Origin of the sequence: Pseudomonas sp. UBA4617 (genome assembly GCF_002386445.1) — a bacterium.
Classification (GTDB): domain Bacteria; phylum Pseudomonadota; class Gammaproteobacteria; order Pseudomonadales; family Pseudomonadaceae; genus Aquipseudomonas.
The window spans coordinates 14,175-37,314 of record NZ_DGIR01000027.1; the positions used below are offsets into that span (position 1 = coordinate 14,175).

Genomic DNA, 23,140 nt, shown 5'->3' on the forward strand with positions numbered 1-23,140 from the left:
ACCTCACACGCAGGCTTTGCCTGGCTGGCTCACCAAGGTCGCACGGACCCTGGTGGCATCGTCTGTTACCTGAACGCACGGGCGGGCGCCCGCCCCGCGCATTGTCATTATTGCCCGCGCTGGTACAGCGGTTTGGGGAAGGCGAGGTAACCGCGCTGGCGCATCAGCTCGCGGCGCAGGCCTTCATGTGGCGTGAAACGGTCGCGGCCATGCAGCCAGAACAGGTTGTTGATGAGCAGGAAGCTGCCCACGCCGACCGGTACCGAAAGCTTCTTCGCACTGCCTTCCAGCGATTCCGACAAGGCGTTCAGCCAGATGCCTTCTTCATAGTTTGCCGGCTGCACGAACTGGTCAATGTAGCGCATGGTCGGGCGGCCTTCAGCATCGGTGTCGAATACCGCGTGGAACACATCCTCGGACACCTTCTTGCTCGGCGGCGCGGTCCAGCGCATTTCGCGACGTGCCAACGGGTGGCGGAAGAACTCGTCGCACTGCTCCCAGTCATCCAGGTGCAGCAACAGCGAGTTGCCGCCTTCCATGTTCTTTTCGTCGATTTTCAGCATCAGCACGTAGTCGGTGATCTGGTTGACGAAAGTGCCGTCATTGTGCAGCTCCATGACCCGGTGCGGCTGGCGCAGGTAGCTGTCGGAATTGTCGGTATTGACCACCACGAAGCGGGCATAGAACTGGCCACTCATGGCGTCGTAATTGCTGCGCCCGATCAGGTGTGCGCAAGCGGTGGTGAACTTGACCATGTCTTCGGCCTGGCTCACGTCATCCAGGCCGACCGGGTTGATCAGCATGCCGCCGCTGGCGCGATCGAGGATGGTGTTGAGCAATACCGGACGCAGGGTGCCCTGGCACAGCTCATCGAGGATCTCGCCGACGCGGAAACGCAGGAACGACTTGTATTCCAGCGCCTGTACCGGCCACTGGGCAACGGCCTGGACGAACGCTTCGACCGTTTCGCGGGCAAAAGTGATCTCCAACAGGCGCGGCGACTGTGGTGAAGGGGCGATGGTGTAACCATGCGGTTCGAGCGGCAGTGGCATCACAAGTTCGTCGATCTGCGTAAAAGCGTTCATGGCAATGTCCTGGCAAGAAAAGGTTGATGGCGCCGTCCGGTCATGACGTGGATCTGTGCGGGCGCCACAGAAAATATCGCCATAAATATAAAATGTCTACATTTTTGTTTTTCAGCGACAATTTGCTCGTTTGTCCATTGTTTTTCGCCAGCAGGCGCTTTCGGTATGATCGCCAAAACGGTTTGAGGAAACAGGACCTTGGAAGCGCTCGCCCCCCGACAAAACTCAGCATTCAGCGGGTATGAGAGGCTCAAGAAGGACATCATCCGCGGCGTGTTCAAGCCCGGGGAAAAGCTGTTGATGAGCACGCTGAAGGAACGTTACGACCTGGGCGTCGGCCCTTTGCGCGAGGCACTGTCGCAGCTGGTAGCCGAGCATCTGGTCAACGCGATCAGCCAGAAGGGCTACCGCGTGGCGCCCATGTCGCTGGAGGAAATGAACGACATCTACGATGCCCGCGCCAACCTGGAGGCGATGATCATCACCCTGGCCATCGAGCGCGGGGATGATGCCTGGGAAGCGTCGATACTGGCCCACTCGCATACCCTGGCCAAGGTGGTGGAGGTGAAAACCCGCGAGCAGCGCCTGGATGTCTGGGATGAACGGCACAAGGCGTTCCACACCGCGATCGCATCGGGTTGCGGCTCCCGGCATCTGCTGCAGGCGCGTACCTACCTGTTCGACCAGGCCGAACGCTACCGGCACCTGTGGCTGACCCAGACTGTGTTTTCCGAGCAGGCCCTGGAACTCAAGCGCCAGGAACATGCGGCACTGGTCGAAGCGATTCTCGCCCGGGACGCCAAGCGCGCCAGTGCCATGATGCGTTCACACCTGATGACCCCGGTGCCGATCATTGCCCAGATCATGCATGCCGAAGGCATCGGCGCGCACGTGTAAGACGCGGCCCTGCCCGTCCAGGCGCCTAGATGAATTTTTCTTAAATCGCCGGTTGACTATTCTTTGGCACAATCAACTTTCCATCAGATGCCCGGAAACCAGCATGCCTCGCGTACTGACCATCGAAGACGACGCCGTCACCGGCCAGGAAATCGTCGCCGAACTTACCAGCCACGGCCTGGAAGTGGATTGGGCCGACAACGGCCGTGAAGGCCTGGCCAAGGCCATTGCCGGCGGCTACGACCTGATCACCCTGGACCGCATGCTACCCGAGGTCGACGGGCTGACCATCGTCACTACCCTGCGCAACCTCAAGATCGCCACGCCAATCCTGATGATCAGCGCCCTCTCGGATGTCGACGAACGGGTGCGCGGCCTGCGTGCCGGCGGTGACGACTACCTGACCAAACCGTTCGCCTCCGACGAGATGGCTGCACGGGTCGAGGTCCTGCTGCGCCGCAACAGCGTGCCCGTCACCCAGACCCGCCTGCAGGTTGCCGACCTGCAACTGGACCTGATCAGCCATGAGGCCCGACGCGGCAATCAGACGCTCAACCTGCTACCCACCGAATACAAGCTGCTGGAATACCTGATGCGCCACAGCGGCCAGGTGATCACCCGCATGATGATCTTCGAAGAAGTCTGGGGCTACCACTTCGACCCGGGCACCAACCTGATCGACGTGCACATTGGCCGCCTGCGCAAGAAGATCGACTCTCCCGGCCAGTCGCCGCTGATCCGTACGGTGCGGGGCTCCGGCTATGCCATTGCTGAACCCGTCTAAAGGCTGGAGTTCCTCGACCAGCCGCCTGCTGGCGCTGTACAGCTTCCTGTTCGTGGCCTGGAGCAGCATCCTCATGGGGGTGCTGTATTTCGAAGTGTCCAGCTACCTGAACAAGCTCACCCGCCATTCCATGCTGCAGCGCCAGCACCTGTTCGCCCACATGAGCGGCAAGCAGCTGGATGACGCCCTGGTCGCCAGCCAGGCCCTGGAAGAGCGCAGCTTCGACGCCTATGGCCTGTTCGACGGCCAGCTCAAGCCGCTTGGCGGGCGCATTCGCACCATCCCGGCGGAACTCAAGCTCGATGGCAAGGTTCACGAGCTCAAGCGCTGCCTGGACGCTGCCGACCCACACATGCCGCGCGACAGCTGCGATGCCGTGGCGATCAAGGTGCAGGACGGTCGCTGGCTGGTGCTGGTACGTGACAACGGCTCGCTGTTCGTGGTCACCCGGATCATCCTGCATGCACTGCTGTGGGGCATCTCGTTGACCCTGATCCCCGGCTTTGCCGGCTGGTACCTGCTGCGTCGCAGGCCGCTCAAACGCATCCGCGCGATCCAGGCCCAGGCCGAGCTGATCGTCGCCGGCGACCTCACCCACCGCCTGCCGTTGTCGGCCCGGCGCGACGAGCTGGACATGCTCGCGGCCATCGTCAACGCCATGCTCGATCGCATCGAGCGGTTGATGCACGAGGTCAAGGGCGTCTGCGACAACATCGCCCACGACCTGCGTACCCCGCTCACGCGCCTGCGTGCCCAGCTCTACCGTATTCGCCAGCAGAGCGACAGCGATTCCACCCAGGCCGAGGCGCTGGACCAGGCCATCGGCGAGACCGACACCTTGATGGCACGTTTCCGCGGGCTGCTACGGATCAGCGAACTGGAAGACCGGCAACGCCGCGCCGGTTTCGTACAGCTGGACCCACACGCCTTGCTGGTGGAGCTGCATGACTTCTACCTGCCCTTGGCCGAAGATGGCGGCATTCGCCTGGAACTGCAGCAGCCCACGGAATTGCCGGCCTTGCATGGTGACCGCGAACTGTTGTTCGAGGCCTTGGCCAACCTGGTGGGCAACGCTATCAAATTCACCCCCGAGGGTGGCCAGGTGCGAATGAGCGCGACGCAAGACGACAACGGCCTGCACCTGGCCATCGAAGACAGCGGGCCAGGCATTCCCGAAGACGAACGCGCTGCGGTGCTGAAGCGGTTCTATCGCAGTGAGGAAGGCCATCGCCATGCAGGGTTCGGGCTGGGGCTGTCGATCGTTGCGGCGATCGTCGACCTGCACGGGTTCGGGCTGGAAGTGGGAGCAAGCGAGTTGGGTGGGGCCAAGCTGGTTCTGCATTGCCCGTTGGCCACGTCAGGCAAGTAGACAATGGGGCTGCTTTGCAGCCCATCGCGGCACAAGGCCGCTCCTACAGGGGCGACGCAAGCATCCTATGCTGCGCTATTCCTGTAGGAGCGGCCTTGTGCCGCGATGGGCCGCAAAGCGGCCCCGTCTGTACTGATCAGTCAGCCAGGCGCCAGGTAGTACTACCCTTGCTGTCTTCCAGCACAACCCCCAGGGCGGTCAGCTGGTCGCGAATACGGTCGGATTCGGCCCAGTTCTTGTCCGCACGCGCCTGCAGGCGCGCCTGGATCAAGCCCTCGACCTCGGCGGCATCCACCTTGCCTTCAGCACCGGCACGCAGGAAGTCATCGGCGTCCAGCTGCAGCACACCCAGCACGTCGCCCAGTTCGCGCAGTCGCCCTGCCAGGCCAGCAGCCGCGTCCGGGTCGCTGTCACGCAGGCGGTTGATCTCGCGCACCAGGTCGAACAGCACGGCGCAGGCTTCGGGGGTGCCGAAGTCGTCGTTCATCGCCACGCTGAAACGCTCGACAAACGCTTCGCCACCCTTGGCTGCAACCCGCGGCAGACCACGCAAGGCGTGGTAGAAGCGCTCCAGGGCACCCTTGGCATCGCGCAGGCTGTCTTCCGAGTAGTTGATCGCGCTGCGATAGTGGCTGGCCACCAGCAGGTAACGCACCACTTCCGGGTGGTACTTTTCGAGCACGTCGCGAATGGTGAAGAAGTTGTTCAACGACTTGGACATCTTCTCGCCGTTGATACGGATCATGCCGCAGTGCATCCAGGCGTTGGCGTACTGCTTGCCGGTGGCCGCCTCGCTCTGGGCGATCTCGTTCTCGTGGTGCGGGAACTCCAGGTCGCTGCCACCGCCATGAATGTCGAAGCTTTCGCCCAGGCAGCAGGTGGACATCACCGAGCACTCGATGTGCCAGCCCGGACGGCCCGGCCCCCATGGCGATGCCCAGCTCGGCTCGCCCGGCTTGGCGCCTTTCCACAGGACGAAATCCAGCGGGTCCTGCTTGGCTTCATCAACCTCGATGCGCGCACCGATACGCAGGTCTTCGATCTTCTTGCGCGACAGCTTGCCGTAGCCGACGAACTTGCCGACCCGGTAGTACACGTCGCCGTTGCCCGGGGCGTAGGCGTAGCCCTTGTCGATCAGGGTCTGGATCATCGCGTGCATGCCGGCGATATGATCGGTGGCGCGCGGTTCCTGGTCCGGCGGCAGGATGTTCAGGCGCCGCTCGTCTTCGTGCATGGCGTCGATCATGCGCGCGGTCAGGGCGTCGAAGGTTTCGCCGTTCTCGTTGGCCCGGTTGATGATCTTGTCATCGATGTCGGTGATATTGCGCACATAGGTCAGCTCGTAGCCGCTCTTGCGCAGCCAGCGGGTAACCAGGTCGAAGGCCACCATGCTGCGGCCATGGCCGAGGTGGCAGTAGTCATATACGGTCATGCCGCACACGTACATGCGCACCTTGTTGCCATCCAGTGGCTTGAAGACTTCCTTGGCTTTGCTCAGGGTGTTGTAGATGGTAAGCACGGCGGTTCCTCAGCTGCCCCAGGAGTCACGCAGGGTGACAGTGCGGTTGAACACCGGGCGGCCCGGCTGGCTGTCTTTCAGGTCGGCGCAGAAGTAGCCCTCGCGCTCGAACTGGAAGCGGTCCTCGGGCTGGGCCTGGGCCAGCGACGGCTCGGCACGGCAGCCGTGCAGCACCTGCAGCGAATCCGGGTTGATATTGTCCAGGAAGCTGCCGCCCTCCTCGGTCTTTTCTGGGTTCGGCGAGCGGAACAGGCGGTCGTACAGGCGCACTTCGCACTCGACGCTACCCTCGGCCGGTACCCAATGGATAACCCCCTTGACCTTGCGGCCTTCAGGGTTCTTGCCCAGGGTGTCCGGGTCGTACGAGCAGCGCAGCTCGACGATGTTGCCGTCGGCATCCTTGATGGCCTCGTCGGCGCGGATCACGTAGCTGCCGCGCAGGCGCACTTCACCGGCCGGTTCCAGGCGCTTGTAGCCCTTCGGCGGCGCTTCCATGAAGTCGTCGCGGTCGATGTACAGCTCACGGGAGAACGGCAGCACGCGTACGCCCATGTCCTCCTTCGGGTGGCGCGGCAGCTCGAGCTGCTCGACCTGGCCTTCCGGGTAGTTGGTGATGACCACCTTCAGCGGGCGCAGCACGCACATGGCGCGAGGTGCCGTACGGTCCAGGTCGTCACGGATGCTGAACTCCAGCATCGACATGTCGACCACGCCGTCGGAACGGTTGGTGCCGATCATTTCGCAGAAGTTGCGGATCGAGGCCGGGGTGTAGCCACGGCGACGGAAGCCGGACAGGGTCGACATGCGCGGGTCGTCCCAGGCTTCGACGTGCTTTTCGTCGACCAGCTGCTTGAGCTTGCGCTTGGAGGTAATGGTGTAGTTCAGGTTCAGGCGGCTGAACTCGTACTGGCGCGGGTGGGCCGGCACCGGCAGGTTGTCGAGGAACCAGTCGTACAGCGGACGATGCCCTTCGAACTCCAGGGTGCAGATCGAGTGGGTGATACCCTCGATGGCGTCCGACTGGCCGTGGGTGAAGTCGTAGTTGGGGTAGATGCACCACTTGTCACCGGTCTGGTGGTGGTGGGCATGGCGGATGCGGTACAGGATCGGGTCGCGCAGGTTCATGTTCGGCGACGCCATGTCGATCTTGGCCCGCAGCACGCGCTCGCCGTCCTTGAACTCACCGGCCTTCATGCGGGCGAACAGGTCAAGGTTCTCTTCCACGCTGCGCTCACGGAACGGGCTGTTCTTGCCGGGCTCCTTGAGGCTGCCACGGTATTCCTTGGCCTGCTCGGGGGTGAGGTCGCAGACATAGGCCTTGCCGCGCTTGATCAGCTCGACCGCCCAATCGTGCAGCTGGTCGAAGTAGTCGGAGGCGTAGCGCACATCACCGGCCCAGTCGAAGCCCAGCCACTTGACATCGCTCTGGATGGCGTCGATGTACTCCTGGTCTTCCTTGGCCGGGTTGGTATCGTCGAAACGCAGGTGGCAGACGCCACCGAATTCCCTGGCCAGGCCGAAGTTCACGCAGATCGACTTGGCGTGGCCGATGTGCAGGTAACCGTTGGGCTCCGGCGGGAAACGGGTGACGATGCGGCTGTGCTTGCCCGAGTCCAGGTCGGCCTGGATGATCGGCCGCAGGAAGTTCGCAGGGACAGCGGGGGCGCCTTTGGCAGCGGCGTTGGGCGCGTTGTCGGCAGTGGGCTTGCTCATAGGATCCTTGAATGCACGTAGCCGGCCTGGGTAGGCCGATTGAATCAAAGGGCCTATCATAGCCGAAGCAGTCAAGCTGCTGACAGTCGGGCCCGGACAAACAGGCGTGATTTATCACGGCTTTTTGCCGCAGCCTGGCAAAATGGCCAGTGCGCGCAATGTGTCGCGACCGCCTGATCCTGCGTCAGGTGGTAACCCGCGCCCTGCGCACCCTAATTCCCGATTGCCTTGAAAGAGCGAGTTTCAGCATGTCCAAAGTCAAACTGAGCACCAACCACGGCGACATCGTCCTGCAACTGGACGCCGAAAAAGCGCCGCTGACTACCGAAAACTTCGTTCAGTACGTCAAGGATGGCCACTACGACGGCACCGTATTCCACCGCGTGATCAAGGGCTTCATGATCCAGGGCGGCGGCTTCGAGCCTGGCATGAGCCAGAAAAAAACCCGCGCCAGCATCCAGAACGAAGCCGACAACGGCCTGAAGAACAAGAAGTACAGCATTGCCATGGCCCGTACCATGGAGCCGCACTCCGCCTCGGCGCAGTTCTTCATCAACGCCGCCGACAACGACTTCCTCAACCACAGCGGCAAGAACGTGCAGGGCTGGGGCTACGCGGTGTTCGGCGAAGTGATCGAAGGCCGTGAGATCGTCGATGCCATCGAGAAGGTCGCTACCGGTTCCAAGGCCGGCCACCAGGACGTGCCGAAAGACGACGTGGTCATCGAGAAAGCCGAGATCATTGAGTGATCCTGCTGATCTCCGATCTGCACCTGCAAGAAGAACGCCCGGACATTACCCGGGCGTTTCTTGATTTGCTCGATGGCCGTGGCCGCCACGCGGAGGCCTTGTACATTCTCGGCGACTTCTTCGAAGCATGGATCGGCGACGATGCCATGACGCCGTTCCAGCAGTCGATCTGCCAGGCCTTGCGGCGCTTGAGCGACAGCGGTACGGCCATCTACCTGATGCATGGCAACCGTGATTTCCTGATTGGCCAGGCCTTCTGCGAAGCTGCGGGCTGCACGTTGCTGGCCGATCCCAGCGTGATCGAACTGGGCGGCGAACAGGTGTTGCTGATGCATGGCGACACCCTGTGCACCCGCGACCTGGGTTACATGAAGATGCGCCGCCTGCTGCGCAACCCGCTGAGCTTGTGGGTGTTGCGTCACCTGCCGCTGGCTGCGCGCTACAAGCTGGCGCGCAAGCTGCGCAACGAAAGCCGCTCGCAAACGCGAATGAAGGCCACCGAAATCGTCGACGTTACCCCGGAAGCAGTGCCGCAGGTGATGGCCGCGCAGGGTGTGCGCACGCTGGTGCATGGCCATACCCACCGGCCGGCGATCCACAAGCTGGTGGTCGATGGACAACCGGCGCGGCGTATCGTGCTAGGTGACTGGGACCGCCGGGGTTGGGTCTTGCAGGTTGATGAACAAGGCTTTCAGCTGGCGCCGTTCGAGTTTTCCTGACGCTGTAGCACTGGCACAAACTGGTCGCTTCGCGGATAAATCCGCTCGCAGGGACTGCACCGCTTGCTGTCATGGTGCAGTGCCTGGGAAGCGCCTCAAGGCTGACTGGCCAGCGCGCCCTTGTCTCCCTCACTGATCACATACTGCCGGTATTCAGGATCGGCCCGGATTTGTGCCTCGGTAAACGGTAATGGCAGCAGTTGCTTGGCCGCGAAGGCCTTGGTCTGGTCGCCGAAGTGCGCCGAACCGGCTTCGCTGGACTGAGAGAACGCCAGCAACCCGCGCGCCTCCGGCCCCTTGTCGGTAAAGCTGACCAGTTGCAGGTAGCTGGTACCACTGACCACCAGCCGCTTGCCCTGCCCGTGCGGCACGCTGTGGATCGCGTTGTACACGCCCAACCCTTGCGGGCCGCCCGGCACCGGCGTGCCATCGACTGCCTGTTGCACATGGCCCCAGCGCACCTGCCCTGCCACACCACTCTCATTCACCTGCCTGAGCGAAGCCAGCGCCGCCTGGTGCAGACGCTTGCGTACCGCTGCCTGCTCGACCGCCAGGCCACGCGGGGTGTGCTGTGGGTCAGCCGGGTCGAAGGCCACTCGCCAGCTTTGCGGGTGCTCGGCCAGCGCCTCGAACAGGTTGTTGAAGTGTACCAGGCCAATGCCACTGTCGAGGTCGGCCTTGCCGTTCCAGGCCGCCAGGCTGCTGCATACGGCCTGCACGTCTGCGGCGGCGCCACGGCACCACTGCAGCAGGTCGGGCAGCACCAGGCTGGCCAGGTAGACCTCATCGTCGGTCACCATGCGTTGCAGATCATCGATACCCAACCGGGCCTTGCCCTGCAGGCGTTGCAGGGCAAATCGGCCACGCATGCCCAGCGGCTGGTCGCTACGGCTTATCAGCGGCGAATAGCCGGTCAGCGGCTGCGCCGGGTTGGTCATCCAGGCCGGGTCGTTGGAGTTCTGTACGAAATCGCTGCGCTGAAGGCTTGGCAGCAGGCGTGCCGGGAAGATACCCGGCTGTGCCGCCTGCGTATCCACCTTCCATGCGCACGCGCTGCGCGAACCATCCAGCACTACCAGGCGACCCTGGGCCTGCGGATTGCTGCAGGTGTCCAACAACTGCTGGTCAACATAGGGCACCACCGACTGGTTCAGGTACAAGGCCTGGCCGTCCTGGTCCACCGCCAGCGTGTTGACCCAGGGAATACCCTGCAACTGGCCGATCGAACCCTGCAGCGTTGCCAGACTGTCGGCGCGGTTGATCTGGTACCACTGCTGCAATACCCGGGTGTTTTCCAGGTTGGCATCGCGCAAGCTATAGGCCGTGCGGCTGTCCCAGTCCAGGCGCCCCGGCCATTGCACCACCGGGCCGAAATGCGAGCTGTAGACCTGGCGTTGTACCTGGCTCAGGCTGCCATCCTCGGCCTTGACTGCAACGCTGATGGTCTGCCGGACCAGCGGCAGCGATTTACCATCGAGCAGGTAGCGGGTCGGGTCCTTGGGATCGAGCTGCAGACGGTACAGGGTAAAGTGCTGCGACGTATCGACCGTGTGCGTCCAGGCCAGGTGCTGGTTGAAACCGATGTTGACCACGGGCAGTCCCGGCAATGCCGCCCCCATCACATCGAGCTTGCCGGGAATGGTCAGTTGCATCTGATAGAAGCGCATGCCCCCCCTCCACGGGAAGTGCGGGTTGGCCAGCAACAGGCCGCGACCATTGGCCGAACGCCGGGCGCCCAAGGCCACCGCATTGCTACCGCGCTCCAGGGCAAACCGCTCCTGCCGAGCCAGCGCCGCGGCATACCCGCTGGTGGCCTGCCGGTTGGCCAGACTTGGCGGTTGCGCGCCCGCCAGGGCTTCGACGAACTGCCCGACACCCCCTTCGGCCAACAGCCGGCGAGTCAGCTTGACCAGGTCTTCGCTACTGATCGGTCGCAGCCACTCGCCGTTGCCGCACTCGGCGGGCAACCCTTGGCCACGGCGCTCGGCCAGGGCCCGGTTGTAGCCACTGGCATAGCCCGCCAGCAGCGCCTGGACCGAGTCCGGTTGCGCCTGCAAGAACGCGTTGACTGCCGAGGGGCTGTTGAGCCAGGTGAAGAACAAGTCACTCGCCAGGTTGTCGCGCTGCTCCAAGGTCTTGCCGCTGGCGCCGAAATATCGGGACCGTTCGCCGCTTACGGTCAGCACTTCGTTGCCCAGCAGGCACAGGTTGTCCTGGGCATAGGCGTAGCCGATGCCATAGCCCAGGCCCCGCTCATCCTTGGCCACGATATGCGGCACCCCGTAGCTGGTGCGACGAATCTGCGCGCTGGCATCGCCTGCGGCGGGCTGCGCCGGTACACCTGCGCTGAACACCACCAGGGCGGCGGCCAGACCAGCGCAAGTCATGGGACGGAAAAGTGGAAACACAGGTATTCCTCGATTTCGGGGCTCATCCCGATCAGACGAATACCTGAATGAAAATTTTACGGACCACCCGCTGATGAAACGTCTTGAACAGAAACCGGCATTTTTTTTCGCTGAAGGGCTGCAGTTTTTCCCTTCTCATTCGTCTTAGTCAGTGAGGCACCCACTATTTCGGGTTCGTCGACGAAAAGGAGCATTCACATGTACAACCCGCAATCCTCGATCCAGGCCGGGCACACCCCGGGCAAAGCGCCCCAGGAACAGGACGCACTGGCCGACGAACGCACCGGCAACGAACAGATCCGCGAGTTGTTGCGCACCTTCGGCCTGCGCACCAGCCTGATCCGCCTCAAGGTGATCGACGCCCTGCATGTCGCCCAGCGCAGCGGCCGCAGCATCGGTGTGCGCGGTGTGCACGCCCAACTGGAACAGCTGGATATTCCGCTGTCGTTCCTCAGCGTGCGCGAAGTGCTCAAGCGGCTGTGCGCCGAGGGCGTCATCCAGTTGGGCAGCGACAAGTGCTACAGCCTCAACCCGCAGGCACGCGCCGTACTGGAGCAAACGCAGTCAAGCTGAACGTACGGCCGGCCACAGCTGGCCGGCCCGCACAGGTCAGGGCTTGACCTTGCGCCGCAAGATGCCGTTGATCACCACGACCACCACAGCGATGGCAATCGCCAGTATCTGGAAGGTCTGTTCACTGATCGTACCCTGCTTCTGCAGGTGCGACAGGCCCAGCATCAGGCCCAGTACAACCAGGATGATCAGAAGGGAATATTTGAGGCGCTGCACATGTGTCATCGAAGGTTCCTTGCAACATCTGGGGCAAATGGCTCGCGACGAGCCGCGGTAATGATACAACGGCCACCGGCCACCGCGCTGCATTTCCTGCTGGGTGCGGCGGCGCTTGCCTGCAAGCATGGCGCTCCCAAGCACCCACCGCCGGAGGCACCATGTACAAACCCCTGCTGTTCGCATCCCTGCTTCTCACGCCCTTTTCCCTTCATGCATTGAACACCCGCCAGGTTTCGACCGAGCAACTGTTCGAACTGGGACGCGACCTGGCGGCCCAGGCCGGCGCCAGCCAGTGGCAACAACTATGGCAACGCGTGCGCCAGGCTGGCTACCTGCAGGAAAACCGGGCATCGGTACATTTCAGCGTAGCGCCGGCACTGCTGCCCGAGCTGGCCCGGCAAACCTTGGCCCAAGCTGACCAGGTACAAGCGCAGCAACAAACCCTGGCGTTGTACCGACGAAACTTCGCCGACCAGGTCATAGGCCAGCGCAACGGCCAGCCGCTGAATGCGCTGTGCCTGCTGGTCGATTGGCGCACGTTGCCACAGAACATGCTCCATGCTCCCGAGGCCTATCTGCGCGGCGCCAGCCTGCTCAGCAGCTATCCGTGCGATTGAGGGTCACCAGACCCAGCAGGCCGATCCAGAAGCTACTCGATGGGAAACCACGCACCACGGCCAATTGTTGAAGCCATGTCCTACAGCGCCGGATATCGCTGCCTGCAAAACCTGTTCTCCGAGGCTACAAGGCCCAACCCCTATGCCGCCTAGCGACCTGCTTTGCCCGTCGCAGAGAATTCAGTCACACCGTCGACATAACGCCGCTGGTGATCGGGTAGTAATCCCATCCATCCCCAAGGAGCGCCACATGGAATTGCCAGACTTGAGCCACATCGATATCAGCCAACTCCCCCATTCGTTGCAGGCCCTGATCGACTGCATCGGTATCGACAACGCCTACCAGCTCACTTGTGCCTACGGCGGCAGGCCGAAGTACATCCCCAAGCACCGCGAGCGCACCAAGCTCGCCGATGTGCTGCCGGCAGATGCACTTGATGCGCTGATCAAGCGCTTTGCCGGGGTCGCCCTGGAGATTCCCAAGGCTGACCACTTCCTGCGCCAGTTGCGCAACCAGCAAATCCAGAAAGAAAGCGCCAGCGGCTTGTCACGCAGCCTGCTGGCCAACAAATACGGCCTCAGTCTGCGCCAGATCGGCAACATTCGTCGCCAGGAAGCGTGCGTGCGCTGAGCCCCACCCACCGTGGCCGGTCGCTAACGATCGCTTGTCACACCCAACCAGAGAGAGAGACCAGTCATGATAGATAACAGCCTCATCGGATCCGTCATCAACTCCTTGCCGATGGATCGCATGATTGCCGGCCCGCTGCAAGCGATGGTCCAGGCCCAGGTCACCGCGAGCAAGTCGTACGCCGACTTCCTGATGCAAGTCTGCATCCAGGACGGCAAGGCGGTCGCCATCCAGTTCGACTACGACGAAACCATCGTCGACGAACAGGGCGAATACAAGGGCGTGGTCAGCAAGACCATGAAAGTGCCGCTGCTGGCGGCCATCACCCACCCGAACATTGCCATCGAAGAAGGCAAAGTCGAATTCGAACTGACCATCCAGCAGTCGGCCGAAGACACATCCAGTAGCGATAGGAGCGGCGAAATGGCCGCCTCGCTGGGCTGGGGGCCGTTCAAACTGAGCATGAAGGGCAGCATCAGCCACAAGTCCACGCAAACCCGCAAGACCGATACCCGCGCCCGCTATGCCTTCAACACCACCATCAAGCGCCAGGATCCGCCAGAGGCGCTGATGCGGGTGATCGACTTCCTGACCGACGCCGCCACCAAACCGACCGTCGTCCAGTCAGCAACGCTGGAAAGCCCCGAGGCGATCTCCAGGGCCGACACGCTGAGTAGCAGCGGCGCCGGAGCAGGTGCAGGAGCTGGCGCCCCGACTCCTTGAGCCACGCAAACCCGCCCCCCCACCCGCGTGGTGGGGGAACCACCCGCCCAAAGGAGCCAAGTGAGTGAGCAAAGTTCCCGCCCCGATGACCTCCATCGACCTGCGTGAAATTACCCGCGGCCTGCAAGAAGCCGCCAGCGCTACCAATAGTCTTATCGCGCAGCAGTACATCAACTTGTTCGATCAGTTCTTCGATTGCGACACCGAAACCTTGGGTGCGCCCATGAAAGCCAAGATGGTCGAGGTAGCCATCGACAGCCAGCACATCATGCGCGTGCCGCTGTTCGCGCTGGTCTCACCCAAGGGCCTGGCGCTGGAACGTATGCAGGTCGACCTGTCGGTGCGGGTCAAGGGCACCGAAGCGCAACAGGCACTGCTGACCGCTGGCGAAAACAATGCGGCGAGCTTCAAGGTCACGATCGGCGGCCAGAGCCGTCAAGGTGAAAGCCGTGACCCCGACGAAGTACAGATCCGCATGCAGTTCCAGGCCAGCGAACCACCTGAAGCCCTCAGCCGGCTGATCGAGCAGTACACCAACCTGATTATTCCGGTACGCGCTCCCAGTCCGCCACCCGCGCCCGATAGCAACGAGTTCATCGAGGCGGCCACCGTCCGTTGACGGCCGCCCTTGCGCGGCTCAAAAGTCGCGCTTGTAGAAGATGTCCAGGGAGCTGGCCAGCCCACTGGCAGCTTCGAGGTAGACCTTCTTGCTCAGCTTGTAGCGCAACGCAATGGTGTTGGCGGGCTCGAACACACCTACCCCGTAGCGCAGGCTCAGTTTCTCGGTAAGGTTGCCGCTGGCGACCACGCTGGTGGTGGTGCCGGAACCTTCGGTGTCCAGCTGGAAATCATCGATCCCCAAACTCGAAGCCAGGCTGCCGGTGATGCCGGCGCTACCCGCCAGGCCCAGGCCCAGAGCGGCCTCGGCAAGCATGTTGCTGTCTTCGCCGGAAGCACCCAGTGGCCGTCCCAGCACCAGATATGACAATGCCTGTTCCTGGCTCATGGCCGGTTCCGAGAACACCTTGGTCGCGGGTTGCTCGGCATTGCCGGTCAGGCGGATACCGGCAATCACGTCATCAACCTTGCGGATCGCTTCGATGTCCAGGTACGGTTGGTCGATCGGCCCGGCAAACAGTAGCCGCGCACGGCGAATGGTCAGGCGCTGGCCGTAGGCACGGTAGCGCCCGTCGGCCAGGCTCAGCTCACCACGGGTATCGAGATTGTCGCCGATGTGCACATGGCCGAGCAGGTTGGCCGTCAGACCAAAGCCACTGAATGACAGCTTGTCTTGACCCACCTCGACGTCGATGTCCATGGCCATCGCCATGGGAGGAGTGCCCTCTTCGGTCTGGTGGCCGACGATCACCGTGTCCTCCGAAACTTTAACGGTGGACGGTGGCAGTTCACGCACGGTGATAGTGCCTTTGGGCACTTGCACCTTGCCGGTGACTGCCAGCTTGTCATCGACCAGGCGCAAGGTCAGGTCAGGGGCGACCTCCAGCGTTGCATAGGGCTCGACGGTAACGGGCAGTTGCTGGCCTTGCAGGCGCAAGTCCATGCCCAATGCCTGGCCCCAGGTGAGGTTGCCGCGCAACTGTCCCCGCCCCGCCTCGCCACTGCGCCAGTCACCCACAAGCTGTACCTGCTCACCGGCAATCAACGCCTGCAACGACAGGCCTTCGAGGCTGACCGGCAGTTCGGCGCCACTGACCTCGCCGCCGCTGAGCATCAGGTTGCCGTTGACCTGCGGCGCCAGCAGGGTACCCGACAGCCGTCCAGTGCCATTGAGTTGCCCGGCCAGGCGCTCGACCATCGGCACGAACGGGCGCACCACTGATACGTCGAGACCGGCCAGGCGGAAATCACCTGACAACGGCTTGTTCTTGCCCAGCGGGTCGAGGCGGGTATTGACGTTCAGCTCACCCAGGCGCTGGCCGCGAAACACCAGGCGGGTATCGATGCGCCGCGGCGCCAGTGCGCTGTCCAGGCGCAGGGCCTGGTAGGGGAAATCGACCCAGCGTTCCTGGTCACGCATTCGCAGGGTACCGCCACTGGCGTCGACGACGATGCTGCCCTTGGGACCGCTGGCGGGAATGTCCAGATTGATGTCGGCATTGAGCAGGCCCTGCCAGGCGAAGTCTTTCGGCAACCATTGGGCCAGGCTGTCCAGCGGGAACTGCTTGAGGTGGTAGCGCAAGCGCGGATCCGGGGCCAGGCGCTGGTCCTCGCCACACAGGCTGGCCTGACCGGAGCGCCAGCAATGGGCACCGAAATCCAGCTGGCCGCTGGCCAGCCGCTGCAGGCGGGCCGGTGCCTGCAACTGCCAGTCCTGGCCACCGGCCTGGATTCGTCCGCTGGCCAGGCGCCCACGCCAGTCCCCCTTGCTCAGCTGGCCATCCAGGCCCAGGTCGAGTTTGAGTTGCGGGCCGTCCAGCGCCAAGGCCAGGGCTTGCTGGCGGATATCGCCCTTGCCGTTGGCCTGCAGGTCACCCAATGCCGTGTCACCCAGGTGGATGCCGCTGGCCTTGAGCACGACGACGCCGTGCTGGGCGTTATCCAGGCGGGCATCCAGGCCCAGCTGCTGCAGGCGGTTTTCAGCCAGGGCCAGGCGTTGGCCTTGCACGGCCAGAGTACCTTGCGGGGCTTGCAAGGTACCGGCGACGTCCAGCCGGCCCTTGACCTGGCCCTGCAGCCTTGGCCACAACTGGCCCAGCCGCGGCAGGTCGAGGTCGATCCGCCCGGCCAGGCGCTGTTGCAGGCTGCCACTGCCATTGATTCGGTTGTCCCCCAGCTGGATGGCCAACGCGCCCAGCGTCCAACGCTCCCCTGCCCCCTGGGCGTCGACCTTGAGCACTGCCGGCTGGCCGCGCAGACGGCCTTTCAGGTCAAGCTGGGCCTCCAGGCTCAGCGCATCACCTTTGAGCTCGCCCTTGCTGCGCAGCGGCCCGGCCAAAGTGCCTGGCAGCTCGGCCAGCCAATAGGCCGGGTCGAGCGCCGAAAGCTGCAAGGCAACGTCCCATGCCAGGTGTTCGGCAAAACCCACGGCAACACTGCCTTCAGCCTTGCCTTGCCCGGCACTCAACGCCAGCTGCGGCAGCTTGACCTGGCTCAGGTCCCCCTGGAACGGGCTGGCCAGGTTGAACGGCCCGGCGGGGCCATCCAGGTCGCCGTCGAAGGTGCCCTGGTAATTGCCATCGCGGTAATGCACCTGCGCGATGAAGCGCTTGAGCGTGACCTGGGGCGGCGTCTCCAGCGGATACAGACGCAGCCACGGAAAGTCCTGCCAGTCCACCTGGGCATCGGCGACCAGGCCTTGCTGCCAGTCAGCCGTGGCTTGCAGCTTGACGCGCTGGGTGTCGCTGGCGCTCAGGTCCAGGGCATCCAGCCTGGCCCCTTTACTGTCGACCAACCCAGACAACAGCAGGGCCACTGGCGACTGTTCGGCAGGCAGGCTGGCAGAGCCCGACAGCTGATAGCCGCTGAGCAAGTTGCCCTTGGCATCGAGCTTGAGCTGGTTGAACTGCAGGGTGTCGGGTAGCGAAGCGGCCGGTTTGAATGCCTCGGCGCGGACCTGCAAGGCTGCCGGCAGATGCTCGGCCAGCGCCTGCAACTGCCCGCTCAGCGTAGCGTCGAGGTAGCCGCTGCTGGTCCCTGCAAGCTGCAAGGTATTCTGCAGTTCGCCGCTGGCGGTCAGCGCCACCTGCCAAGGTTTGCCGTCGACAGCGGGCAGTTGCAGCTGTGCCTGCAATTGTACCGGCCAGTCACCTTCGGGCTGCAGGTCGCCCTGCAGGTTCAACTGCAGGTCATCACGCCGCAGCTGCAGGCTGTCGATACGCATCCCGCTGCGTGTCCAGTGTGCAGCCAGGTGCAGGTCACCCAGCAGATCACTGCCGTCCAGGCGCAACTGGCCAACCTTGACTTCACCCAACTCGACCGCCAACGGCAAACGCAGGGCCGGCAATTGCAGCGGGGCGCTTTCGCTCGGCTCGGCCCCTGGGGCGACGGCCATGTCGATGCGCTGCGCCTGCAACTGGTCGATGCACAAGGTGCCGCGCAGCAAGCAGGCAGGCGACCAGGCCAGCAGCGGTGCCTGCAGCTCTACCCTGCTGCTGCCATCGTCCCAGACCAGCCGGCTGGCTTGCCAGCTAGCGCCCAGGCGGCCCTGGAAATCCGCCACCTCAAGCCCGGGCACCTGGCCCAGCGTCCAGCGGCTGCCCGCCTCGGTCCCCAGCATCAGGCCCACGACCACACCCAGGCTCGCAATGCTCCCGAGCAGGCCTGCCAGGAGATACTTGATCACGCGTTTCACAGCTCAGGCCCCATGGAAAAGTGCAGGCGAATGCCCCCTTCGTCATCCAGCGCCCTGGCCAGGTCCAGGCGCAACGGCCCGACCGGCGATACCCAGCGCACACCGAAACCGACGCCGGTCTTCAGGCTCGGCAGTTCAAGGTCGTTGAACGAGTTGCCCTGGTCAACGAAGGTAGCCAGTCGCCACTTCTCGGTCAGCGAATATTGGTACTCGACACTGCCTGCTACCAGATAGCGCCCGCCAATGCGGTCACCATCGCTGTTTTTCGGCGACAGGGTCTGGTAGTCGTAGCCGCGCACGCTCTGATCGCCACCGGCGAAGAAGCGCAATGAGGGTGGAATGTTGTTCTTGAAGCCATTGGTCGCACTGCCTCCGAACTGCACCCGGCCGAGCAGCCTGTGGTTGTGGCCCAGGGTGGTCAGGCCCTTGAGCAGCACGTTGCCATGCAACAGGTTGGTGTCCGAAACCAGCCCTTCCTTGGCGGCCTGCACATCGAACTGCAGGCGGTAGCCGTTATGCGGGTCGATGCGGTTGTCGCTGCGCAGGAACGAGAAGCTCACCCCCGGCATCAGCAGGTTGCTCAAGCCGGAATCGTCGCCCAGGCGATACTCTTCCCGCTGGTACTTGAGCGAAACCACCCGCTGCCAGCCACTGGGCAACTTGCTGTGCCACTCAGGGCCGACCGTCAGCAGCTTGCTGAGCGTGTCGGTGCCGGCGATTTCCTCGTTCTGGTAGCCACCGGCAAAGCGCAGCTTGTCGGTGAGCGGCGGGTCGAGCGGTATGTCGTACCACAGGCCAACGTTCTGCCGCGGAGCCGACAGTTCGGTTTCCCAACCATAGCTATGGCCCTGGGGGTTGACCCAGTGGCGGGTCCAGTTGGCCTTGCCGCGGGGGCCGACGTCGGTCGAAAAGCCCAGACCCAGGCCGAGTGTGCGCGGCTTGCGCGTTTGCAGGTGGACATCCACCGGGACCTCTTCGCCGACAGCGGCGGTAGGCGCCGCATCCACGCGCACGCCTTCGAAGTAGCCGCTCGATTGCAAGTCATTGTTCAGTTCGGCCACCAGTTCGGAGTCGTAGGGTGTACCTGGCTTGAACGAAACCATGCGCTGCAGCAGGTCGTCGTCCAACGGGGTGTCACCACCGAAGGTCACGGCGCCCAGCCGATAGCGCGGGCCGCTCTGGTACACCAGCTCGATATCGGCTACGCCAGCCTGGGGGTCAACCGCCAGGCGCTGGCGGCTGAAACGCCCACTGAAGAAGCCATAGCGTGACGCCTGGTTCTGGATCAGCCGCTTGGCATCTTCGTAGTGGCCATGGTTGAGCTGCTCACCGGCACGCAGCGCCTTGCTGTCGGGCAGGCGAAAAGCCGTCAGCTCGCTGGCGGGCCCTTCGATGCGCACGGTGACGTTGCGCAGGCGAATCGGCTCGCCCGGGTCGATGGTGATGATCAGTTGCGGGGAACGGTCAGCCGCGCTGGCAGGCTTGACCTCGGTGTCGATCTGCGCCTGATAGTAGCCAAGTGCCTGCGCGGCTTTGCGCGCCTGCTCCTCGGCGCCGCGACTGAAGCGCAGCAACGCTTCTTCATCACGGTCGCCAAGGGTACCGATATAGCCTTCGACATTGGCCTTGAGCGCCTTGTTGGCTGGTTCAACCTTCACCAGCAGCTCGCTCTGGCCCCATGCTGCGAAACTGGCAGCCCAGATAACCAGGCCCCAGGTAAATCTTCCTGAATACGTCATGCGGCGCATGCTACCAGAGCCGCGCGCTCAAGTGAGCCGCTGCGCTGCCCGCCTAGGCAAAAGCGGAATCGGAAGAGACCGGGTTGGGATGAAAGAATACCCTCTCTCGGATTGGTCCTACAGCGACCTCGCCAATTTCTTCGTAACCCAGACGCTGGTAAAACGCCAGGTAGTGCTCGTTGCCGGTGTCCAGTACCACTCCTTGGGTATTCGCGTCCGCTGCGCACCAGTCGTGCACAGCTTGCAACAATTGTTCGCCGTACTGCTTGCCCTGAAACTGCGGATGCACGCCGAGCAACGGCAGCACATGAACCTTGTCGGTGGGCAGGCAACTGGCAAGCGCAGCCTGGTAGTCCATGTAGCGACGCGTACAGCGCAGGCCGGTGCCCAGCATCATGCGCAGGCGCCAGGCCCAGCTATCGGCCACGCCCAGCCGGCGCAGCGGTGGCACGATCAGGGCCAGGGCGATCAGGCGGTCGTCCAGCAGCAGGCCGATGGCGGGCAATTGCAGGTAGAAATGCTGGCGAACCCATTCGCGCACCATCACCCGCAAACGCCGCTCATACCCCGGGCGCTGGGCCTCGAAGATATAGGCACAGGTCGGTTCGTGGCGGTAGGCGTTGTACAGCAGCGAACGCGTCTCGCGGCTGTAGCCGTCATCGAGCAGGCAGACACGGGCCGGAGCGGCGGTGGTTTCGGGCATTGCGGACAGACCTCCTGGAATGGGCATACAGTGCCTTGGAGGTGCCTCAGCGTACATCGTTCACCCCCCCCTGCAAAGCACGTTAGCAGCAGCCTCGCGAAGCCGCCATGCTGGTGGTGATGGGCGATGTCGGCTAGCATCGCGCCTTTTACCAGGATTGTCTTTCCATGAAGATCGTCTGTTTCAACATCAATGGCCTGCGGGCCCGCCCGCACCAGCTGGCGGCGCTGATCGAAAAGCACCAGCCGGACGTGATCGGCCTGCAGGAAACCAAGGTCAGCGACGATCAGTTCCCAGCGGCCGATGTGCAGGCACTGGGTTACCACGTGCACTACCACGGCCAGAAAGGCCACTATGGCGTGGCCCTGCTCTCGCGGCAGGCACCGCTGAGCCTGCACAAGGGCTTTGCCAGCGATGAAGAAGATGCCCAGCGCCGCTTCATCTGGGGCACCTTCGCCGACGCCGACGGCACCCCGGTCACCATCATGAACGGCTACTTCCCGCAAGGCGAGAGCCGCGACCACCCCACCAAGTTCCCGGCCAAGCAGCGCTTCTACAGCGACCTGCAGGCGCTGCTCGAAGGCCAGTTCCGCAACGACCAGCCACTGCTGGTGATGGGCGACATGAATATCTCGCCGCAGGACTGCGACATCGGCATCGGCCCGGACAATGCCAAGCGCTGGCTGAAGACTGGCAAATGCAGTTTCCTGCCGGAAGAGCGCGAGTGGCTGGAGCGTTTGAAAGGCTGGGGCCTGGTTGACAGTTTCCGTCACCTGCACCCGGACGTTACCGACCGTTTCAGCTGGTTCGACTACCGCAGCCGTGGCTTCGAAGACGAGCCCAAGCGTGGCCTGCGCATCGATCTGATCATGGCGTCACAGCACCTGGTGCCACGCATCAAGGCGGCAGGAGTGGACTACGAGCTACGCGGGATGGATAAACCGTCGGACCACGCGCCGATCTGGTTGGAGCTGAGCTGATCGCACTGCCCGGGCGGCCTCGCATGACCAGCCTTTGCGTTGCAAAGGGCCACACCTGCGGGGCCGCCGCTGATTTTCACAACCCCAAGCGCAACGCCTCGCCCACCCCTGCCCCGCGCACGTCGTCGGCCGCGCTGACCAAGGCAAAGTTGTAGGCCCCGTGCGACCAATAGCGCGCCTCCAGCTGGCCCTCCACGCGCTGCCCGTCGGGCATGCGCCGGTATTGCTTGCCCGGTGAGCGCAGGAACAGGCTGATGCGCTGCCCCTTGCCGTCCTCGAACACCAGCAACGCCGCCGGGCCTTGCTCGTTGCTCAGCAGGCGCGCGCCAACCGGCGTGAAGCCGTAGCCTGCCAGGTCTGGCAACTGGCCCACGCGGCTGAAATGCCGGCCCAGCCAGTCGCGCAACTGCGCCGGGTCGCTGGCCTGGATATCCAGCGCCTCGCTGTCGGCGAACAGACGGTGCGCCTGGACGGCATCGGCCATCGGCAGGCTGGCCTGCGTCAGGCTCAGGTCGCGTACCTGCCAACCACCCAGGCCGCCCACACCCAGTGCCAGCAGCAGTACCGCTGCCGTCGCCCAGCGTCGCTGACGGCGCTGGCGCACTTGCCGCTGCAACCGAGCAAAGTCCAGCTGTGCCGCCCCGGGCAGTTCGGCAAAGCCGGCCAGCGCTGCACGCAACCGGCGGGCATCGGCACGCCAGCCCTCGACCTTGGCCGCTGCCTGCGGGTTGGCCGCCAGCCAGGCCTGCACTTCGGCGCGGCGTGCGGGCTCGAGGCGCTCATCGACATAAGCGTGCAATTCTTCTTCGCTGGGGATCAGGCGCGTCATTTGAGTCTCCGCAAGGCCGTTGGCTGGGGGGCACCTTCGGTGAGTTGGCGCAAGGCATTGCGCGCGCGCGACAGGCGCGACATCACGGTGCCGATGGGGACGCCAAGCGCCTGGGCGGCCTCCTTGTAGCTCATGCCTTCGATACTGACCAGCAGCAACAACGCACGTTGTTCTGCCGTCAGCCGGGCAAACGCCTGCAAGTCGGCCTGGGCCAGGATGGTGGCTTCGAGGTTGTCGCCAACCGGTTCCTCGTCACGCTCGCCACCGCCAAACCAGGACAGCCAGCGCGCATGCAGGCGCTCACGGCGTTTAGCGTCAAGGAACAGCCGGTAGAGAATGGTGAACAGCCAGGCGCGCAATGCATCGGCGTCACGTTGTTGATCGCGCCGGCTCAAGGCCCGCTCTACCGTGGCTTGCACCAGGTCATCGGCGCTGCCCGGCTCGCGCGTCAGCCACACGGCAAAGCGGCGCAGGCGGGCCAGCAGCTCGCGCCACTGGTGGTCGTCCAGATCGTGCATGGCAAAGTCCCGGCCTCTGAAGGTGTCAGTGTAAGGGGCAGACGCCTGTCATG

22 protein-coding genes are annotated in these 23,140 nt (G+C 63.6%); 11 read left to right on the forward strand and 11 right to left on the reverse strand.

What is annotated here, in order from left to right:
* Nucleotides 1-107 precede the first annotated feature (107 nt).
* Nucleotides 108-1,085, reverse strand: coding sequence for a glutarate dioxygenase GlaH (glaH, locus tag B4L76_RS12425; protein ID WP_296232848.1), 978 nt, complete (start codon nt 1,083-1,085; stop codon nt 108-110).
* Nucleotides 1,082-1,393, reverse strand: coding sequence for a hypothetical protein (locus tag B4L76_RS12430; RefSeq protein WP_296233213.1), 312 nt, complete (start codon nt 1,391-1,393; stop codon nt 1,082-1,084). Before B4L76_RS12430 ends, glaH begins: the two co-directional genes overlap by 4 nt.
* Between B4L76_RS12430 and csiR the strand changes: the two genes are divergently transcribed.
* The 3 genes from csiR to B4L76_RS12445 all read left to right on the forward strand — a co-directional run bounded on the left by csiR (nt 1,284) and on the right by B4L76_RS12445 (nt 4,135).
* Nucleotides 1,284-1,982 (forward strand): DNA-binding transcriptional regulator CsiR, encoded by a 699-nt coding sequence (gene csiR, locus B4L76_RS12435; protein WP_296232850.1) that lies wholly within the window; start codon nt 1,284-1,286, stop codon nt 1,980-1,982. The two genes, B4L76_RS12430 and csiR, sit on opposite strands and share 110 nt — an antisense overlap.
* A 103-nt stretch (nt 1,983-2,085) precedes the next feature.
* Complete coding sequence (locus B4L76_RS12440) at nt 2,086-2,766, forward strand: response regulator transcription factor (protein WP_296232851.1); 681 nt, start codon at nt 2,086-2,088, stop codon at nt 2,764-2,766.
* Entirely contained in the window at nt 2,744-4,135 is a 1,392-nt protein-coding gene (locus tag B4L76_RS12445; RefSeq protein WP_296232853.1) for a sensor histidine kinase, read from the forward strand. The genes B4L76_RS12440 and B4L76_RS12445 overlap by 23 nt, the downstream gene beginning before the upstream one ends.
* Nucleotides 4,136-4,271: 136 nt before the next feature.
* Here B4L76_RS12445 and cysS read toward each other — a convergent pair whose 3' ends face one another.
* Complete coding sequence (gene cysS, locus B4L76_RS12450) at nt 4,272-5,654, reverse strand: cysteine--tRNA ligase (protein ID WP_296232854.1); 1,383 nt, start codon at nt 5,652-5,654, stop codon at nt 4,272-4,274.
* A gap of 9 nt (nt 5,655-5,663) precedes the next feature.
* Nucleotides 5,664-7,367, reverse strand: coding sequence for a glutamine--tRNA ligase/YqeY domain fusion protein (locus B4L76_RS12455; RefSeq protein ID WP_296232856.1), 1,704 nt, complete (start codon nt 7,365-7,367; stop codon nt 5,664-5,666).
* 248 nt (nt 7,368-7,615) lie between these two features.
* Here B4L76_RS12455 and B4L76_RS12460 point away from each other — a divergent pair, with 248 nt between their 5' ends.
* Entirely contained in the window at nt 7,616-8,116 is a 501-nt protein-coding gene (locus B4L76_RS12460) for a peptidylprolyl isomerase (RefSeq protein WP_296232857.1), read from the forward strand.
* A complete protein-coding gene (locus B4L76_RS12465; RefSeq protein WP_296232858.1) occupies nt 8,113-8,835 on the forward strand; it encodes a UDP-2,3-diacylglucosamine diphosphatase in 723 nt (240 codons plus the stop codon). The genes B4L76_RS12460 and B4L76_RS12465 overlap by 4 nt, the downstream gene beginning before the upstream one ends.
* Nucleotides 8,836-8,930: 95 nt before the next feature.
* Here B4L76_RS12465 and B4L76_RS12470 read toward each other — a convergent pair whose 3' ends face one another.
* A complete protein-coding gene (locus tag B4L76_RS12470; RefSeq protein WP_296232859.1) occupies nt 8,931-11,222 on the reverse strand; it encodes an acylase in 2,292 nt (763 codons plus the stop codon).
* A gap of 219 nt (nt 11,223-11,441) precedes the next feature.
* On the opposite strand from B4L76_RS12470, the gene B4L76_RS12475 reads away from it, so the two are divergent.
* Nucleotides 11,442-11,816, forward strand: a complete 375-nt coding sequence (locus B4L76_RS12475; RefSeq protein WP_296232861.1) for a fe2+ zn2+ uptake regulation protein — start codon at nt 11,442-11,444, stop codon at nt 11,814-11,816.
* Nucleotides 11,817-11,852: 36 nt separating this feature from the next.
* Here the strand turns inward: B4L76_RS12475 and B4L76_RS12480 are convergent, their stop codons facing one another.
* Nucleotides 11,853-12,041 carry a hypothetical protein gene (locus B4L76_RS12480; protein WP_133324186.1) on the reverse strand — a complete coding sequence of 63 codons (189 nt, stop codon included), beginning with the start codon at nt 12,039-12,041 and terminating at the stop codon, nt 11,853-11,855.
* Between the two features lie 152 nt (nt 12,042-12,193).
* On the opposite strand from B4L76_RS12480, the gene B4L76_RS12485 reads away from it, so the two are divergent.
* The 4 genes from B4L76_RS12485 to B4L76_RS12500 all read left to right on the forward strand — a co-directional run bounded on the left by B4L76_RS12485 (nt 12,194) and on the right by B4L76_RS12500 (nt 14,625).
* Nucleotides 12,194-12,652 carry a hypothetical protein gene (locus B4L76_RS12485; protein WP_296232864.1) on the forward strand — a complete coding sequence of 153 codons (459 nt, stop codon included), beginning with the start codon at nt 12,194-12,196 and terminating at the stop codon, nt 12,650-12,652.
* Nucleotides 12,653-12,902: 250 nt separating this feature from the next.
* Nucleotides 12,903-13,283 (forward strand): Mor transcription activator family protein, encoded by a 381-nt coding sequence (locus B4L76_RS12490; protein ID WP_170029688.1) that lies wholly within the window; start codon nt 12,903-12,905, stop codon nt 13,281-13,283.
* A 66-nt stretch (nt 13,284-13,349) separates the two neighbouring features.
* Nucleotides 13,350-14,006: a DUF2589 domain-containing protein gene (locus B4L76_RS12495; protein ID WP_414707188.1), complete on the forward strand. Its 657-nt coding sequence runs from the start codon at nt 13,350-13,352 to the stop codon at nt 14,004-14,006.
* A 64-nt stretch (nt 14,007-14,070) separates the two neighbouring features.
* Nucleotides 14,071-14,625 carry a DUF2589 domain-containing protein gene (locus B4L76_RS12500; RefSeq protein ID WP_296232870.1) on the forward strand — a complete coding sequence of 185 codons (555 nt, stop codon included), beginning with the start codon at nt 14,071-14,073 and terminating at the stop codon, nt 14,623-14,625.
* An 18-nt stretch (nt 14,626-14,643) separates the two neighbouring features.
* Here the strand turns inward: B4L76_RS12500 and B4L76_RS12505 are convergent, their stop codons facing one another.
* From B4L76_RS12505 to B4L76_RS12515, 3 genes are read right to left on the reverse strand one after another with little or no spacing between them, the layout of a single operon-like run.
* A complete protein-coding gene (locus tag B4L76_RS12505; protein ID WP_296232873.1) occupies nt 14,644-18,318 on the reverse strand; it encodes a translocation/assembly module TamB domain-containing protein in 3,675 nt (1,224 codons plus the stop codon).
* Complete coding sequence (locus tag B4L76_RS12510) at nt 18,315-20,057, reverse strand: autotransporter assembly complex protein TamA (RefSeq protein ID WP_296232875.1); 1,743 nt, start codon at nt 20,055-20,057, stop codon at nt 18,315-18,317. Before B4L76_RS12510 ends, B4L76_RS12505 begins: the two co-directional genes overlap by 4 nt.
* 52 nt (nt 20,058-20,109) lie before the next feature.
* The gene (locus B4L76_RS12515; RefSeq protein ID WP_296232876.1) at nt 20,110-20,760 is read right to left on the reverse strand and encodes a GNAT family N-acetyltransferase; all 651 of its coding nucleotides are present in this window, start codon (nt 20,758-20,760) and stop codon (nt 20,110-20,112) included.
* 167 nt (nt 20,761-20,927) lie between these two features.
* Between B4L76_RS12515 and xthA the strand changes: the two genes are divergently transcribed.
* The gene (gene xthA / locus B4L76_RS12520) at nt 20,928-21,740 is read left to right on the forward strand and encodes an exodeoxyribonuclease III (protein ID WP_296232878.1); all 813 of its coding nucleotides are present in this window, start codon (nt 20,928-20,930) and stop codon (nt 21,738-21,740) included.
* A gap of 76 nt (nt 21,741-21,816) precedes the next feature.
* Here the strand turns inward: xthA and B4L76_RS12525 are convergent, their stop codons facing one another.
* Both B4L76_RS12525 and B4L76_RS12530 read right to left on the reverse strand, forming a co-directional pair.
* Nucleotides 21,817-22,569 (reverse strand): anti-sigma factor family protein, encoded by a 753-nt coding sequence (locus B4L76_RS12525; RefSeq protein ID WP_296232880.1) that lies wholly within the window; start codon nt 22,567-22,569, stop codon nt 21,817-21,819.
* A complete protein-coding gene (locus B4L76_RS12530) occupies nt 22,566-23,087 on the reverse strand; it encodes a sigma-70 family RNA polymerase sigma factor (protein ID WP_296232881.1) in 522 nt (173 codons plus the stop codon). Before B4L76_RS12530 ends, B4L76_RS12525 begins: the two co-directional genes overlap by 4 nt.
* Nucleotides 23,088-23,140 lie beyond the last annotated feature (53 nt).